Annotated in this window: 13 protein-coding genes; 12 read left to right on the forward strand and 1 reads right to left on the reverse strand. The window is 66.1% G+C overall.

The window, feature by feature from the left end:
* Window positions 1–75: 75 nt before the first annotated feature.
* From ACODSM_RS12750 to ACODSM_RS12760, 3 genes are read left to right on the forward strand one after another with little or no spacing between them, the layout of a single operon-like run.
* Window positions 76–987, forward strand: a complete 912-nt coding sequence (locus ACODSM_RS12750; RefSeq protein ID WP_015012586.1) for an ABC transporter permease — start codon at window positions 76–78, stop codon at window positions 985–987.
* A gap of 29 nt (window positions 988–1,016) precedes the next feature.
* Window positions 1,017–2,003 carry an ABC transporter ATP-binding protein gene (locus tag ACODSM_RS12755; RefSeq protein WP_015012587.1) on the forward strand — a complete coding sequence of 329 codons (987 nt, stop codon included), beginning with the start codon at window positions 1,017–1,019 and terminating at the stop codon, window positions 2,001–2,003.
* Window positions 2,000–3,013, forward strand: coding sequence for an ABC transporter ATP-binding protein (locus tag ACODSM_RS12760; RefSeq protein ID WP_015012588.1), 1,014 nt, complete (start codon window positions 2,000–2,002; stop codon window positions 3,011–3,013). Before ACODSM_RS12755 ends, ACODSM_RS12760 begins: the two co-directional genes overlap by 4 nt.
* 139 nt (window positions 3,014–3,152) lie before the next feature.
* On the opposite strand, the gene ACODSM_RS12765 is transcribed toward ACODSM_RS12760, so the two are convergent.
* The gene (locus tag ACODSM_RS12765) at window positions 3,153–4,082 is read right to left on the reverse strand and encodes a LysR family transcriptional regulator (RefSeq protein WP_015012589.1); all 930 of its coding nucleotides are present in this window, start codon (window positions 4,080–4,082) and stop codon (window positions 3,153–3,155) included.
* A gap of 152 nt (window positions 4,083–4,234) precedes the next feature.
* On the opposite strand from ACODSM_RS12765, the gene ACODSM_RS12770 reads away from it, so the two are divergent.
* From ACODSM_RS12770 to ACODSM_RS12810, 9 genes are all read left to right on the forward strand, one after another.
* Complete coding sequence (locus ACODSM_RS12770) at window positions 4,235–6,346, forward strand: 3-hydroxyacyl-CoA dehydrogenase NAD-binding domain-containing protein (RefSeq protein WP_488805496.1); 2,112 nt, start codon at window positions 4,235–4,237, stop codon at window positions 6,344–6,346.
* 118 nt (window positions 6,347–6,464) lie between these two features.
* A complete protein-coding gene (locus ACODSM_RS12775) occupies window positions 6,465–7,640 on the forward strand; it encodes an acetyl-CoA C-acyltransferase (protein WP_488805497.1) in 1,176 nt (391 codons plus the stop codon).
* A 44-nt stretch (window positions 7,641–7,684) separates the two neighbouring features.
* Window positions 7,685–8,881 carry an acyl-CoA dehydrogenase family protein gene (locus ACODSM_RS12780; RefSeq protein ID WP_488805498.1) on the forward strand — a complete coding sequence of 399 codons (1,197 nt, stop codon included), beginning with the start codon at window positions 7,685–7,687 and terminating at the stop codon, window positions 8,879–8,881.
* A gap of 10 nt (window positions 8,882–8,891) precedes the next feature.
* Window positions 8,892–10,025, forward strand: coding sequence for an acyl-CoA dehydrogenase family protein (locus ACODSM_RS12785; RefSeq protein ID WP_488805499.1), 1,134 nt, complete (start codon window positions 8,892–8,894; stop codon window positions 10,023–10,025).
* Window positions 10,026–10,029: 4 nt separating this feature from the next.
* Window positions 10,030–10,866: an oxepin-CoA hydrolase, alternative type gene (locus ACODSM_RS12790; protein ID WP_488805500.1), complete on the forward strand. Its 837-nt coding sequence runs from the start codon at window positions 10,030–10,032 to the stop codon at window positions 10,864–10,866.
* Window positions 10,863–12,119 carry a CaiB/BaiF CoA transferase family protein gene (locus ACODSM_RS12795; protein WP_488805501.1) on the forward strand — a complete coding sequence of 419 codons (1,257 nt, stop codon included), beginning with the start codon at window positions 10,863–10,865 and terminating at the stop codon, window positions 12,117–12,119. Before ACODSM_RS12790 ends, ACODSM_RS12795 begins: the two co-directional genes overlap by 4 nt.
* 15 nt (window positions 12,120–12,134) lie before the next feature.
* Window positions 12,135–13,133 (forward strand): Bug family tripartite tricarboxylate transporter substrate binding protein, encoded by a 999-nt coding sequence (locus ACODSM_RS12800; protein WP_488805502.1) that lies wholly within the window; start codon window positions 12,135–12,137, stop codon window positions 13,131–13,133.
* Window positions 13,134–13,316: 183 nt separating this feature from the next.
* Entirely contained in the window at window positions 13,317–14,330 is a 1,014-nt protein-coding gene (locus ACODSM_RS12805; protein WP_488805503.1) for a Bug family tripartite tricarboxylate transporter substrate binding protein, read from the forward strand.
* Window positions 14,331–14,338: 8 nt separating this feature from the next.
* On the forward strand, window positions 14,339–15,904 hold the full coding sequence (locus ACODSM_RS12810) for a class I adenylate-forming enzyme family protein (RefSeq protein WP_488805504.1): 1,566 nt from the start codon (window positions 14,339–14,341) through the stop codon (window positions 15,902–15,904).
* Window positions 15,905–16,009 lie beyond the last annotated feature (105 nt).

Genomic DNA, 16,009 nt, shown 5'->3' on the forward strand with positions numbered 1-16,009 from the left:
CGGCTGATTCAAGCCCGCAACAACACCCGCAGCTACCCGCTGTGCGTGTTGTTGCCCGTTGACTGGTTTCCCACAATGAAAACTACCCTTGCCCGCTGGTTCGACAGCGACGTTGGCTACAGCTTCCGCACATCGCCGGTCGCCATGCTGGCCGCTGCCATTGCGCTGATTTGCCTGTTCTGTTCGGTGTTTGCCGGATGGGTGGCACCCCACAACCCGTTCGACCTGACCACGCTGGAGCTGAGCGATGCGCGCCTGCCTCCGGCATGGAGCGAAATGGGCTCGATGAAATATCCCCTGGGCACCGATGACCAGGGCCGCGACATCCTGTCGGCGCTGATCTACGGCGCGCGCATCTCGCTCGTGGTGGGCATCGCCTCGGTGGTGCTGTCCGTGGTGGTGGGCGTGGCCTTTGGCCTGCTGGCAGGCTTTCGGGGTGGCTGGGTGGATGCCGTGCTCATGCGCCTGTGCGACGTGATGCTGTCCTTTCCCGCCATCCTGGTCGCGCTGCTGATTGCCGGCGTGGGCCGTGCGCTGTTCCCCAATGCGCACGAGTCGCTGGCGTTTGGCGTGCTGATCCTGTCCATCTCCCTCACCGGCTGGGTGCAATATGCCCGCACGGTGCGCGGCTCCACACTGGTGGAGCGCAACAAGGAATACGTGCAAGCCGCCCGGGTCACGGGCGTCTCGCCGCTGCGCATCATGCGCAAGCACGTGCTGCCCAACGTGATGGGGCCCGTGCTGGTGCTGGCCACCATCCAGGTGGCCACGGCCATCATCACCGAAGCCACGCTGTCCTTCCTGGGCGTGGGCGCACCGCCCACTTCGCCGTCGCTGGGCACGCTGATCCGTATCGGCAACGACTACCTGTTCTCGGGCGAATGGTGGATCACCGTCTTCCCTGGCGCCATGCTGGTGCTGATTGCTTTGTCCGTGAACCTGCTGGGTGACTGGCTGCGCGACGCACTCAACCCCCGCCTGCGTTGAACAAGAACAAGAAGAAAAGCGATATTTCCATGAGCCTTCTCGAAGTCAAAAACCTCGTTGTCGAATTCCCGGGACGCCGCGGTACCCTGCGCGCTCTGGACGACATTTCCTTTTCCATCGCACCCGGTGAGATCCTGGGCGTGGTGGGAGAGTCCGGCGCCGGCAAGTCGCTCACCGGCGCGGCCATCATCGGCCTGCTGGAGCCGCCCGGCCGTGTGGCCTCGGGCCAGATCCTGCTGGAAGGCCAGCGCATCGACAACCTCAACAACGAGGAGATGCGCCACATCCGGGGCCGCCGCATCGGCGCCATCTTTCAAGACCCGCTGACCTCGCTGAACCCTCTGTACACCGTGGGCCGCCAGCTCACCGAGACCATCCTCGCCCACCTGCCGGTCAACGCTGCCGAAGCCCGCCAGCGCGCCATCCAGTTGCTCAAGGACACCGGCATTCCCGCCGCCGAAGAGCGCATCGACCACTACCCGCACCAGTTTTCGGGCGGCATGCGCCAGCGCGTAGTGATCGCCCTGGCCCTGGCGGCCGAGCCCAAGCTGATCGTGGCCGACGAGCCCACTACGGCGCTGGATGTGTCCATCCAGGCGCAGATCATCACCCTGCTGAAAAACATCTGCAAATCGCGCGGCGCGGCCGTGATGCTCATCACCCACGACATGGGCGTGATCGCCGAAACCTGCGACCGCGTGGCCGTGCTGTACGCAGGCCGCGTCGCCGAGATTGGCCCGGTGCATGACGTGATCAACCAGCCCTCGCACCCCTACACCGCCGGGTTGATGGCCTCCATCCCCGACATGGAGCAGGACCGCGAGCGCCTCAACCAGATCGACGGCGCCATGCCGCGCCTCAACGCCATCCCCAAGGGCTGTGCCTACAACCCCCGCTGCCCCAAGACCTTTGACCGCTGCATGACCGACCGCCCCGACCTCATGGATGCCGGCGCTACCCGCGCTGCCTGCTGGCTGCATGCCGGTGCAACGACCCAAGCCAAGGTGACCGCATGAGCGCCGCCGCAACGAATAGCAAGGCGCTGGTGCAGGCGCACGACCTGGCCAAGACCTTCGACGTCTCTGCCCCGTGGCTCAACCGCGTGATCGAGCGCAAGCCTCGTACCTTGCTGCATGCAGTGGACGGCGTGAGCTTCGAAATCGAGAAGGGCAAGACGCTGGCGCTGGTGGGCGAATCCGGCTGCGGCAAGAGCACCGTGGCCCGACTGCTGGTGGGCCTGTACGACCCTACGCGCGGCGGTCTCACGTTTGATGGGCAAGACGCCCATGCGGCCTTCAAGGGCAACAACGCCAAGGCCATGCGCCGCCGCATCCAGATGATCTTCCAGGACCCGTACGCCAGCCTGAATCCCCGCTGGCTGGTGGAGGACATCATCGGCGAGCCGCTCAAGGAGCATGGGCTCATCACCGACAAGGAGCAGCTCAAGCAACGTGTGGGCGAGTTGCTGCAATCGGTGGGCCTGTCGCCTCTCGATATGGTCAAGTACCCGCACCAGTTCTCCGGCGGCCAGCGCCAGCGCATCTCCATCGCTCGCGCCCTGGCCACAGAGCCCGAGTTCCTGGTCTGCGACGAGCCCACCAGCGCGCTCGACGTGTCGGTGCAGGCGCAGGTGCTCAACATCATGAAGGACCTGCAGCGCGAGCGGCAGCTCACGTATCTGTTCATCAGCCACAACCTGGCCGTGGTGCGCCATGTGAGCGACCAGGTGGGCGTGATGTACCTGGGCCGCCTGGTGGAGCTGGCCGACAAACACACGCTGTTCGACACGCCGCGCCACCCCTACACGCGCATGCTGCTCGATGCCATCCCCAAGATGCACGACACCGGCAAGGCGCGCACACCGGTGCAGGGCGAGGTGCCCAACCCGTTGAACCCGCCGCCCGGCTGTGCGTTCAACCCCCGCTGCCCGCATGTTAATGACCGTTGCCGCACCGAGCGCCCCAAGCTCCAGAGCATCGGCGGCATCCGCATTGCGTGCCATGCGGTGGAGGAAGGGCGGATCTGATGCCCCGCGCCGCACCGGCGTGCGGCGAAGTCACCCGGTGTGCGGGACAAGGGTGCAGGTGCATGCATTTGCTATAAAAAATATAGCTATTGACGCATGATTGACTAGTGCCTGCGCCCGTTTTGGCATTGGGAGTCGATCAAGGCGCTGATCCGGCCGCCGCTGGCGCGCCTGACTCGGCGGCGGGCAGGGCCCGCCCCAGCAGGTAGTCAATGCAGGTGCGCACCGCCCGGGTCTGGTGGCGGTTGGGCATGTAGAGCATGAACATCTGGGTGCCAAAAATACTCAGCCGCCAGTCGTCGAGCGTGGTCAGCACTTCACCGCTGGACACGGCATCCTGCACCACGTAGTCCGGTACCAGCCCCACGCCAAGCCCTGCCAGGATGCCCTGGCGCAGAAACGGAAAGTGCTCCGAAATGAGGGTGGGCTCCAGCATGGCTTCCTGGCGCTGGTCACCCCGGTACCCGCGCAGGCGCAGCTGCTTGCCCACCACCCCTGCGGTAATCACCGGCGCAGCCTGCAGCGCCTCGAAGTCCTGGGGCAGCCCATGCGCCTCGGCGTACCCGCGCGATGCGCAGGCGATATAGCGCACGCTGCCCAGGTCGCGCGCCACCAGCGTGGGCGGGGGCTCGGGCATCACGCGGATGGCGATGTCCACCTCATCGCGGATGAGGTCATCCACCCGGTTTTCAAAGCGCACATCCAGCACGATGCCGGGATAGAGCCGCTTGAAGTCGATCAGCCAGTCCGACATCACCATCTGCCCGTAGCCGCTCGGCACGCTCAGGCCCACGCGCCCCTGCAAGCCCTGGCCCAGCGTGGCAATCGTCTCGCGCGCGGCCAGCATTTCGTTCTGAATGGCGCGGCCATGGGCGTACAGGCGCAGGCCCACCTCGGTGGGCTCCACACGCCGCGTGGTCCGGCGCACCAGCTGCACACCCACCGATTTTTCCAGCTGGTGCAGGTGGTAGCTCACGTTGGCCCGGGTCATCTTCAGGTTGCGCGCGGCCTGGCTCAGGTTGCCGGCGTCGAGAATGTCGACCAGCACGGTGAGGGAGGTGAGTTCCATAGGGGGGCGATGCTTGAGCGCTCGTTGGCTGCAGTTTGTCAAAAGGACTTTGACAGTCTGTCAATGGGCTCTGTAATTGTCAAGATTACTTCGCGCATCAACAATCCCCCGGTCATCAACAGGCACAGCCATTGACCAGGAGACTTCCCCGTATGCACGCCGCCGCTGCCGCATCTTCCGTTGTTACGACCGCGCTGCATGGCGATGTTCTGGTCGTCACCATCGACAACCCGCCCGTCAATGCCCTGGGCGCCGCCGTGCGCCAGGGCTTGTTGGCCGCCATGCAGCAGGCGCAGGCCGATGCCGCCGTGGCGGCTGTGCTGCTGGTGGGCGCGGGCAAGGCCTTCATTGCCGGGGCGGACATCCGCGAATTCGGTAAGCCCCCGGTGGCTCCCATCCTGCCCGAGGTCTGCCGCGCCATCGAAAACCTGGACAAGCCCGTGGTCGCCGTGCTCCACGGCGCAGCTCTGGGCGGTGGGCTGGAGGTGGCTTTGTCGGCCCACTACCGGCTGGCTTTGCCCGCTGCCACGCTCGGCCTGCCTGAGGTGAACCTGGGCCTGCTGCCCGGCTCGGGCGGCACCCAGCGCGCCCCGCGCCTGATGGGCGTGCAAGCCGCCACCACCCTCATGCTCAGTGGCCAGCCCCTCAAGGCCCAGGCCGCGCTGCAGGCAGGTCTGGTCGACAAACTGGTGGAAGGCACCGACCCGCTGGCCGCAGGCCTGGCCTATGTGCGGGAACTGCTGGCGGCCAACGCTCCCGTGCGCCGCACGCGTGATCTGGCCATTGCCGAGCCGCAAGCTGCACTGGCCTGGCTGGACGCACAGAAGGCCGAGACCGCCAAAAAGTCGCGCGGCCTGTTCTCTCCCCTCAAGATCATCGAATGCGTGCAGGCCGCGTTGCAACTGCCGTTTGACGAAGGCATGGCCCGCGAGCGTGCGCTGTTCATGGAGTGCCTGGACAGCCCGCAGCGCGCCGGTCTCATCCACGCCTTTTTTGCCGAACGTGAGGTCGTCAAGGTGCCCGAAGCCCGGGCCGCACAGCCGCGCCCCGTGGCCAGCATTGCCGTCATCGGCGGCGGCACCATGGGCGCGGGCATTGCCGTGGCAGCCCTCGATGCCGGCTTGCCGGTGACCATGATCGAGCGCGATGCCGAGTCCATTGCCCGGGGCCGCGCCAATGTCGAAAAGGTCTACAACGCCCTGGTGACCAAGGGCCGCATGACCGATGCCGCCCAGGCCGCCGTGATGGCGCGCTACACCGGTAGCACCAGCTATGCCGACATCGCCAATGTGGATCTGGTGATCGAGGCCGTGTTTGAAGACATCGAGGTCAAGAAGGCCGTGTTCCGCGAGCTCGACCGCGTGTGCAAGCCCGGTGCCGTGCTGGCCACCAACACGTCCTACCTCGACATCGACGCCATTGCCGCCGCCACCGGCCGCCCGCAGGACGTGATTGGCCTGCACTTCTTCAGCCCCGCCAACATCATGAAGCTGCTGGAGATCGTGGTGCCCGCCAAGGTGGCGCCCGACGTGGTGGCCACGGCGTTCGAGCTGGCCCGCAAGCTGAAAAAGGTGCCTGTGCGCGCGGGCGTGTGCGACGGCTTTATCGGCAACCGCATCCTGGCCGTGTACAAGCAGGCCGCTGACTACCTGCTGGAAGACGGTGCCAGCCCCTACGAGATCGACGCCGCCGTGCGCGGCTTTGGCTTTGCGATGGGCCCCTTCCAAGTGACGGACCTGGCCGGTGGCGATATTGGCTGGGCCACCCGCAAGCGCCGCGCTGCGACACGCGACCCCAAGGCCCGCTACGTGGAGATTGCCGACCGCATCTGCGAGCGCGGCTGGTTTGGCCAGAAGACCGGGCGCGGGTTCTACCTGTACCCCGAAGGCTCCCGCACGGGCCAGCCCGACCCTGAAGTGCTGGCCATAGTGGATGCCGAGCGCGCCAAGAAGGGCATCACGCCCCGCAGCTTCACTGCCGACGAGATCATGCGCCGCTACATGGCCGCCATGGTCAACGAAGGGGCCAACGTGGTGGCCGAGGGCATTGCCCTGCGCCCGCTGGATGTGGACGTGACCTTTGTGGCGGGCTACGGCTTTCCGCGCCACCGGGGCGGCCCGATGAAGTGGGCCGACATGACGGGCCTGCCCCAGCTGCTGGCCGACATCGAGGCCTTTGCCAAGGAAGACCCGCTGTTTTGGAAGCCCTCGCCCTTGCTGGTGCAGCTGGTGCGGGAGGGGCGCAACTTTGACAGCCTGAACTAGGCTGAAAAGCGCTGAGCCCGCCTCGCAGCGCGATTTTTCAGATCCATCGAATTCAAACCATTTTGGCCGCTACCGCTTGATCAATAAGCGCAAGCAGCTACCAAATAAGGAGCAAATCATGCGTGAAGCCGTTATCGTTTCCACCGCCCGGACCCCGCTGACCAAGTCGCACCGGGGCGAGTTCAATGCCACACCCGGCCCGCAGCTGGCGGCCTTTTCCGTCAAGGCGGCGGTGGAGCGCTCAGGCATCGACCCCGAGTTGATCGAAGACCTGGTGATGGGCTGCGGCTACCCCGAGGGCATCACCGGCAAGAACATTGGCCGCCAGACGGCGCTGCGCGCGGGCCTGCCCCTGTCGGTGGCGGGCATGGTGGCCAGCCGGTTTTGCGCGTCGGGCCTGCAGTCGGTGGCGATTGCCGCAGGCCGCATCGTGGCCGAAGGCGTGCCCGCCATGGTGGCGGGCGGGGTGGAGAGCATCTCGGCCATCCGGCCCGGCAACCCGGCAGACATCGACCCTTGGCTGCAAGAGCACAAGCCCGATCTCTACATGGCCATGATCGACACCGCCGACATCGTGGCCCACCGCTACGGCATCAGCCGCGAAGACCAGGACGCGTTCTCGCTACAAAGCCAGCAGCGCACTGCCGCCGCACAGCAGGCGGGCGTGTTCGCCGACGAGATCGTGCCCTGCACCACGCGCATGATGGAAAAGAACAAGGAGACCGGCGAGGTCACCTACCGCGAAGTGACCGCCACGCACGACAACTGCAACCGTGCGAGCACCACGCTCGAAGGCCTGGCCAAGCTGGAGCCGGTGAAGGGCCTCGGTCAGTTCATCACCGCAGGCAACGCCTCGCAGCTGTCCGACGGCTCCAGCGCCTGCGTGCTCATGGAAGCGAAAGAAGCCGAGCGCCGTGGCCTGCAGCCGCTGGGCGCCTTCCGTGGCTTTGCGGTGGCGGGCTGCGAGCCCGACGAAATGGGCATTGGCCCCGTGTTTGCCGTGCCCAAGCTGCTGGCACGCCACGGTCTCACGGTGCAGGACATTGACCTGTGGGAGATGAACGAAGCCTTTGCCTCGCAGGCCCTGTACTGCCAGCGCCGCCTGGGCATTCCGTCCGAGCGGCTGAACGTGAACGGTGGGGCGATTGCCATTGGCCACCCCTTTGGCATGACCGGCGCTCGCTTGGTGGGTCACCTGCTGCTCGAAGGCCGCCGCCGCAAGGCCAAGTACGGCGTGGTGACGATGTGCATCGCCGGTGGCATGGGCGCTGCGGGCCTATTTGAAATTTTCTGACCTGGCGCCACACCACCGAACCCTGAAACAGCAAGCGACTCGATATGGACCTGAATTTCACCCCCCAAGAAGAAGCCTTCCGCGCCGAGGTGCAGGCTTTCTTGAAAGCCAAGCTGCCCGAACGCATCGCCACCAAGGTCAAGGCCGGGCAGCGCCTGACCAAGGCGGACCAGGACGAGTGGCACGCCATCCTGAACGAGCGCGGCTGGCTGGCCAACCACTGGCCCCAGGAATACGGTGGCCCCGGTTGGGGTGCGGTCGAAAAGTTCATCTTCGACACCGAATGCGCCCTGGCCGGTGGCCCGCGCATCGTGCCTTTTGGCGTGAATATGCTGGGCCCGGTGCTCATCAAGTTTGGCAACGAAGCGCAGAAGAAATACTGGCTGCCGCGCATCCTGAGCGGTGAGGACTGGTGGTGCCAGGGCTACTCCGAACCCGGCGCAGGCTCGGATCTGGCTTCGGTCAAGACCACGGCAGTGCGCCAGGGTGACCACTACATCGTCAACGGCCAGAAGACCTGGACCACCCAGGGCCAGCACGCCAACATGATCTTCTGCCTGGTGCGCACCGACCGCGAGGCCAAGGCGCAGTCGGGCATCAGCTTCTTGCTGGTGGACATGAAGTCGCCCGGCGTGGAGCTGCGCCCCATTCGCACGCTGGATGGGGACAAGGAAGTCAACGAAGTGTTCTTCACCGATGTGAAGGTGCCCGTGGAAAACCTGGTGGGTGAGGAAAACAAGGGCTGGACGTACGCGAAGTACCTGCTGACCTACGAACGCACCGGCATCGCAGGCGTGGGCTTTTGCATTGCTGCACTGGCCAAGCTCAAGGTGGTGGCTGCCAAGGTGATGAAGAACGGCCAGCCGCTGGACCAGGACCCGCTGTTTGCCGCCCGCATGGCCCAGGTTGAGATTGACCTGGAGAACATGAAGACCACCAACCTGCGCGTGATTGCCGCCGTGGCCGGTGGCGGCGTGCCGGGGGCAGAAAGCTCCATGCTCAAGATCCGTGGCACCGAGATACGCCAGGAGATCCTCTCGCTCATCCGCCGTGCGGTGGGCCCGTACGCGCTGCCCTTCATCGAAGAGGCGCAGTACGAAGGCTATGCCGACGAACCCGTGGGCCCGAAGGAGGCTGCCACGGCTGCTGCGAACTACTTCAACTACCGCAAGCTGTCGATCTTTGGCGGCTCCAATGAAATCCAGAAGAACATCATCTCCAAGATGATTCTCGGCCTGTGAGGTTGCCGCGATGAACTTTGAACATACCGAAGACCGCCGCATGCTGGCGGACACCCTGAACCGCTTCGTGGCCGAGCAGTACGGCATCGAAACCCGCAATCACATTGCCTACGGCGATACCGGTATGGACCCGGCGCTGTGGGCCCGCTTTGCCGAGCTGGGCGCGATTGGCGCGCTGTTCCCCGAAGCCGATGGCGGCTTTGGCGGCGCAGGCTTTGACGTGGCCGTGGTGTTTGAAGCCCTGGGCAGCGGCCTGGTGGTGGAGCCCTTTGTCGGCGCGCTGGTGGTGGGCCGGGCGCTGGGCCTGGCCGGCAGCGCAGCGCAAAAGGAGCACATCGCCAGCATCATCGACGGCAGCACCGTGGTGGCCCTGGCGCACGAAGAACCCGGCGCGCACTATGCCCTGAACCGTGTGATGACCCGTGCTGTGCGCAATGGCGACGGCTGGTTGCTCACCGGTCAGAAAGCGGTGGTGGTGCACGGCGACCAGGCTCAGATGCTGCTGGTGAGCGCACGGACGTCGGGCGCGGTGGACGATGAAAGCGGCATCTCGCTGTTCCTCGTCCCAGCCGATGCCGCACGCCTCACACGCCGTGGCATGGGCCGCATTGACGGTGGCCGTGTGGCCGAGGTCACGTTGCAAAACGTGCAGGTGGGCGCGGGTGCGCTGCTGGGTGCGGAAGGGCAAGGCTTTGCCACGCTGGAACACGCCGTGGGCTGGGGCATTCTGGCCGTGTGTGCCGAGGCGTTGGGTGCGATGGATGTGGCCAAGAAGCACACGCTGGAATACCTGCAAACGCGCAAGCAGTTTGGTGTGCCCATTGGCAGCTTCCAGGCCCTGCAGCACCGCATGGCCGACTTGCTGCTGGAGGTGGAGCAGGCCCGCTCTGCCGTCATCAACGCAGCGGCCGCGATGGACAGCACCTACCGCACCGAGCGCGAGCGTGCGCTGTCGGCCGCCAAGGTCACCATGGGCCGTATTGGCGCGCTGGTCGCTGAAGAAAGCATTCAGCTGCACGGCGGCATCGGCATGACGTGGGAGCTGCCCCTGTCGCACTACGCCAAGCGCCTCGTCATGGTGGACCACCAGTTTGGTGATGAAGATCATCATCTCGCGCGCTTCATTGAACTTGGTCGGAGCTGAAGCCATGGAGCAGCCACTGCCTCTGCTGCAACGCCGCGAGGGTGCGGTGCTCGTGCTCTCCAACAACAACCCCGCCGCGCGCAATGCGTTGTCACCCGCGTTCTACGCGGCGCTGACCGAGGCACTGGCGCAGGCCGACGCCGACCCCACCGTGGGCGCCATCGTGCTCACGGGCGAAGGCGGGCACTTTTGCGCGGGCGGTGACTTGCGCCAATTGGCCAAGCGCCGCGAGCTGCCCATGGAAGAGCGCCGCGCCAAGCTCGAAGGCCTGCACGACGTGATCCGCACCGTGCGCGATTGCCGTAAGCCGGTGATCGCGGCGGTAGAGGGCGCAGCGGCCGGTGCGGGCCTGTCGCTGGCGCTGGCCTGCGACATGCTGGTGGCTGCGCGCAATGCCGTGTTCTCGGTGGCTTATGTGAAGGTGGGGCTCACGCCCGATGGCGGCGCCACGGCCTTCCTGGCCGAGTTCGTGTCGCGCCAGGTGCTGACCGAGCTGTGCCTCACCGGCGAACGCATCTCGGGCGAGCGGCTGCACGCATTGGGCCCGGTCAACCGACTGGCCGAACCGGGTGAGGCGCTGACGCAGGCATTGGCATTGGCTGCGCAGGTAGCTACCGGGCCAGACCTGGCCATGGGCCGCATCAAGGCGCTGTGCCGCAGTGCCTACAGCCAGCCGCTGGACGACCAGCTGGAGCTGGAAGCACAGCTCATGGTGCAGTCACAAGCCACCGAAGAAACCCGCGAAGGCATTGGTGCGTTTCTGGAAAAACGCCAGGCCGATTTCGTCCGTCTGCGCCACGTCAATGCCGCTGGCGCGGGTACACAAGACACTACGCAATGACCTCCACAACCCCTACACCCTCATTGCCCGAGGGCATGGACTTCCCGCTCGAAGGCGTGCGCGTGCTCGACCTCTCGCGCGTGTTTGCCGGGCCGCTGTGCGGCCAGGTACTGGCCGATTTTGGTGCTGACGTCATCAAGGTGGAACACCCCGGCCGGGGTGACGACACCCGTGACTGGGGCATGCGCATCGGCAAGACCGAGACCACTTACTACAACAGCATGAACCGCAACAAGCGGTCCATCACCGTGGATTTGCAGACGCCCGAAGGCGTGAAGATCATCCGCGACCTGCTGCCCCAGTGCGATGTGGTGGTGCAGAACTTCAAGACCGGCGGCGCCGAGAAGCTGGGCCTGGGCTACGAGCAGCTCAAGGCCATCAAGCCAGACCTCATCTACTGCTCGGTGGCGGGCTACGACAGCTCCGGCCCCGAGGCCAAGCGTCCCGGCTACGACCTGGTGATCCAGGGCGAGGCGGGTCTGATGGCGATCAACGGTGAGGCCAGCCAGCCGCCCTTGAAGTTTGGCGTGGCCGCCGTGGACATGATGACCGGCATGTACGCCGCACAGGCAGTGCTGGCGGCGCTGTTCCGCCGCGAACGTACGGGCAAGGGCCGCCACATCGAGATGGCGCTGTACGACTGCGGCCTGATGATCACCGGCTACTACGGCCTGGACGCCATGCTGCTGGGCCACGACCCGCAGCGCTACGGCAACGCCCACCCGTCCATCGTGCCCTACGGCATGTTCGAGGCACAGGATGGTCCGCTCATCATCGCCGTGGGCAACAACAGCCAGTTCGACAAGTTCTGCCGCCAGGTAGTGATGCGCCCGGACATCGTGGAAGACCCCCGTTTTGCCACCAACGTCGAGCGTGCCCGCAATCGACTGACCCTGCTGCCCGAGATGAAGGCGTTGATTGCCAGCTTTCCGCGTGATGTGCTGCTCGAACGCCTGACCGCTGCAGGCATCCCTTGCGGCCGCGTGGCCGGCCTGCACGAAGCGCTGACCAGCGAGCGCACGCGCCGCGGCGGCCTGCTGCAGGAAATGCCCCACCCCGTAGCGGGCACCACGCATGTATTCGCGCCGCCTTATCGGCTGGACGGGCAGCGCCTGCCCATCCGCAACGCACCGCCCACCCTGGGCGCCGCCACGCGAGAGGTGCTGCAGCAACTGCTGCAACTGCCCGAGGCCGAGCTGCAGGCCCTGCGCGACCAGGGCGTGCTCACGCTGCCCGACCCACAACAACATTGACAGGAGACTCCCCCCATGCGATTCCTTTCCCGCCGCGCCATCCTGGCCACCGTGGCTGCCCTGGCCCCCTTGGCTGTCCCCGGCATCATGTCGGCAGCCCATGCGCAGGCCTGGCCTGCCAAGCCCATCAAGCTGATCGTGCCGTACCCGGCGGGCGGCGCCACGGACATTACCGCCCGCACGCTGGGCGAGAAGCTCTCGGCCCGGCTGGGCCAGCCTGTGCTGGTGGACAACCGCGGCGGAGCCGGCGGCGTGACCGGCACCGACCAGGCGCTCAAGTCGCCGGCCGACGGCTACACGCTGCTGGTGTCCCTGGGCACCACCATGCTCATCAACCAGTTCCTGTACGACCGCCTGCCTTACCAGCCGCAAAAGGATCAGGCCCTCATCACGCAAATCGCGCTGGCGCCTGTGGTGCTGCTGGTCAACCCGCAGCTGCCGGTCAACAACGCCTCGGAGCTGATGGCCTACATCGACCGCAACAAGGGCAAGATCGCCTATGGCTCGTGGGGCATGGGTTCCTACGCCCACCTGGCGGGTGCATGGCTGTCTGACAAACACAAGGCCGACATGAACCATGTGGCCTACAAGGGCGAGGCCCCCATGCTGCAGGACCTCGTGGGCGGGCAGTTCCAGATGGCGTTTGCCAGCCTGCAGTCGGCCCGGCCGTACATCGAATCGGGCCGCCTCAAGCCCCTGGCCGTGACCGGCGCGCAGCGCATGGACGCATTGCCCAAAGTGGCCACCATGGCCGAGCAGGGCATCAAGGACGAGGTCTTCCAGGTGACGGGCTGGGTGGGCATGAGCGCACCCGCCAAGACGCCGCCTGAAGTGGTGGCCCGACTCGGCGCCGAGCTGCAGGCCGTGATCGCGATGCCCGAGGTGCGCGAGCGCATCCAACAGATGGGCTTCATTCCTGTGGGTAGCAGCCCTGAGCAGTTCAACGCCCAGTTCAAGAAGGACGCACCGGTGTGGGAGCGGGTGGTGAAGGTTTCCGGCGCAAAGCTCGATTAACACCCCCCCGAGCCGCTGCGCGGCTTCCCCCCGCTCTCGCATGGCTGCGCCATGCGGGCAGGGGGACGCAGCCAGCGCGGCGGGGCGGCCCTTGCGCGGCTGCACTCGCTTCGGCCTCGCCAGTTTCGGACGGCGTGGGCCTACGCAGCGCTAAGGATCACTGAAAGACAAGACGTTTTCGCCATGAACAAACCATCCCTTTTCCCCGCTGCGTTTTCGCGTCGCGTCGCTCTCTCCGCAGCTGCGGCTGTAGCGGCCATGGGCCTGCTGGGCACGGCCCCGGCACACGCCCAGGCCTGGCCCAACAAGATGATCAAGCTCGTGGTGCCCTTCCCGGCGGGCGGCCCCACCGATACGGCTTCGCGCATCGTCGGCCAGAAGCTGGCCGAGCGGCTGAAGCAGCCCGTGGTGGTGGAGAACCGCGCGGGCGCCTCGGGCTCGATTGCCGCGCAGCAGATTGCCAAGACCCCCGGCGACGGCTACACGCTCATGATGCTGGCTACGCCCACGCTGCTGGCTCCGCACCTGTACAAAAAGGCGGGCTACGACACTACCAAGGATTTCGTGTCCGTGGCCACGGTGTACGACCTGCCCATCGTGGTGGTGGTCAACCCGGCGCAGATGCCCACCGTGACCGATCTGCAAAAGCTCATCACCCACGCCAAGGCGCAGCCGGGTCAGCTCAACTACACCTCCTCGGGCGTGGGTAGCTTTGGTCACCTGAGCATGGAGCTGCTCAAGCAGCTGGGTCAATTTGAGATGGAGCATGTGCCCTACAAAGGCGGTGTGCCCGCCATCACCGACACGCTGGGCGGCCAGGTGCCCATGATGTATGCCGACCTCGTGGCGGCGCTGCCCCATATCCAGACGGGCAAGCTGCGTGCGATTGCCGTGGGCTCGCCGCAGCGCGTGGGGGTGATCCCCAACGTGCCCACCATTGCCGAGCAGGGCTTCAAGGGCTTTGATGCCGTGTCGTGGGGCGGCCTGATGGCCCCGCCCGGTACGCCCAAGGACGTGGTCGACCGCATCAGCACCGAAGTCAAGGCCATCCTGGCTGACAAGGAAGTGCAGGACAAGCTGCTCAACGCCGGTGCCATCGCCAACTACCAGGGCCCGGACCAGATGGCCAAGCGCGTGCGTGGCGATTACGCCAAGTGGGGCCAGGTCATCCGCGACAAGGGCATCGTCTTCGAGTAAGTTGGGCCATGACCAATACCACTGCCTCTGCCCCTTTCCCCCCGTTCCGCCGGGTCTCCGATCTGCTGCGTGACAACGCGCGGCAGCGCCCGCAGGCCAATGCCTTGGCCGATGACGACTCCGCGCTGGACTGGGCCGCGCTCGATGCCCTGGTGGACCGCGTGGCCGCATCGTTGCAGCAGGCGGGCCTGCGGTCGGGCGACGTGATGGCCGTGTGCGCCGCGTCGTCGGTGCTTTATGCCGCCGTGTACCTGGGCGCCCTGCGTGCGGGCGTGGTGGTGGCACCGCTGGCGCCGTCCGTCACGCCCGAGGCCATGGTGTCCATGCTGGGCGATGCCCAGGCGCGCCTGCTGTTTGCCGATGCGCAGGGCAGGGCGGCGGTGCCGCCTGCGATGATGGAAGGCGCCAGTGCGCTGCTGCTCGTGGCGCTGGACGACGCGGGTGCGGGCACGCCGTGGAGCGAGTGGCTTGCCCCTGAAGGCGCGGCGCCGCAGCCGGTGGACGTGGGCCCCGAGCATCCGTTCAACATCATTTATTCCTCTGGTACCACCGGCAACCCCAAGGGCATCGTGCAATCGCACGGCATGCGCTGGGCGCACCTGGTGCGCGGCCTGGCGCAGGGCTACGGGCCGGACAGTGTCACGCTACTGGCCACGCCGCTGTATTCCAACACCACGCTGGTGTCGTTCTTCCCCGGCCTGTGCTGGGGTGGCAGCGTGCGGTTGATGGCGAAGTTTGATGCGTTGCGCTACTTACAGACCGGGCAGCAGATCCGCGCCACACATTCCATGCTGGTGCCGGTGCAGTACCAGCGCATCATGGCGCTGCCGCAGTTTGGTGAGTTCGACCTGTCGTCTTTTCGCGCCAAGTTCTGCACCAGTGCGCCGTTCCGTGCAGAGCTCAAGGCCGACATCCTGGCGCGCTGGCCGGGCGCGCTGTACGAGTTCTACGGCATGACTGAAGGCGGCGGCACCTGCATCCTGGCGGCGCACGAGCACCCGGACAAGCTGCACACCGTGGGGCAGCCCGCGTCCACCAGCGACATCCGCCTGATCGACGAAGAGGGTAATGAGCTGCCGCCCGGTGCCACCGGCGAGGTGGTGGGCCACTCGCCCGGCATGATGACCGGCTACCACCGCCAGCCCGACAAGACGCGCGAGGCCGAGTGGTTTGACGCCACCGGCAAGCGCTTCATCCGCACGGGCGACGTGGGCCGGTTTGACGCGCAGGGATTTCTGACCCTGCTGGACCGCCGCAAGGACATGGTCATCAGCGGTGGCTTCAACATCTACCCCAGCGACCTCGAAGCCGAGCTGCGCAAGCACCCGGCCGTGGAGGACGTGGCCGTGACCGGCGTGCCCTCCGAACAGTGGGGCGAGACGCCGGTGGCCTTTGTGTGTCGCCGACCGGGCGCTACCGAAGACGCCGCCCAGATCATGGGCTGGTACAACGCCCGGGCGGGCAAAACACAGCGGCTGGCTGCGCTGCATTTCATCGACGAGCTGCCGCGCAGCGCGATTGGCAAGGTGCTCAAGCGCGAGCTGCGCGACCTGCACCGCACGCTGTCGCACTGATCGATTTCCTGTTTTTTCAGAAAGACCCAACCATGAAAGTTCTCGTTCCCGTCAAGCGCGTGGTGGACTACAACGTGAAGGTCCGCGTGAAGTCGGACAACACGG

Source organism: Acidovorax sp. FG42 (genome assembly GCF_057809195.1).

Excerpts from the sequence above, each read along its gene's own strand:
- ACODSM_RS12785 (WP_488805499.1), top strand. The coding sequence starts at position 8,892 with ATGAACTTTGAACATACCGAAGACCGCCGCATGCTGGCGGACACCCTG.
- ACODSM_RS12795 (WP_488805501.1), top strand. The coding sequence starts at position 10,863 with ATGACCTCCACAACCCCTACACCCTCATTGCCCGAGGGCATGGACTTC.
- ACODSM_RS12780 (WP_488805498.1), top strand. The coding sequence starts at position 7,685 with ATGGACCTGAATTTCACCCCCCAAGAAGAAGCCTTCCGCGCCGAGGTG.
- ACODSM_RS12750 (WP_015012586.1), top strand. The coding sequence starts at position 76 with ATGAAAACTACCCTTGCCCGCTGGTTCGACAGCGACGTTGGCTACAGC.
- ACODSM_RS12790 (WP_488805500.1), top strand. The coding sequence starts at position 10,030 with ATGGAGCAGCCACTGCCTCTGCTGCAACGCCGCGAGGGTGCGGTGCTC.
- ACODSM_RS12775 (WP_488805497.1), top strand. The coding sequence starts at position 6,465 with ATGCGTGAAGCCGTTATCGTTTCCACCGCCCGGACCCCGCTGACCAAG.
- ACODSM_RS12810 (WP_488805504.1), top strand. The coding sequence starts at position 14,339 with ATGACCAATACCACTGCCTCTGCCCCTTTCCCCCCGTTCCGCCGGGTC.
- ACODSM_RS12800 (WP_488805502.1), top strand. The coding sequence starts at position 12,135 with ATGCGATTCCTTTCCCGCCGCGCCATCCTGGCCACCGTGGCTGCCCTG.
- ACODSM_RS12805 (WP_488805503.1), top strand. The coding sequence starts at position 13,317 with ATGAACAAACCATCCCTTTTCCCCGCTGCGTTTTCGCGTCGCGTCGCT.
- ACODSM_RS12765 (WP_015012589.1), bottom strand. The coding sequence starts at position 4,082 with ATGGAACTCACCTCCCTCACCGTGCTGGTCGACATTCTCGACGCCGGC.
- ACODSM_RS12760 (WP_015012588.1), top strand. The coding sequence starts at position 2,000 with ATGAGCGCCGCCGCAACGAATAGCAAGGCGCTGGTGCAGGCGCACGAC.
- ACODSM_RS12755 (WP_015012587.1), top strand. The coding sequence starts at position 1,017 with ATGAGCCTTCTCGAAGTCAAAAACCTCGTTGTCGAATTCCCGGGACGC.
- ACODSM_RS12770 (WP_488805496.1), top strand. The coding sequence starts at position 4,235 with ATGCACGCCGCCGCTGCCGCATCTTCCGTTGTTACGACCGCGCTGCAT.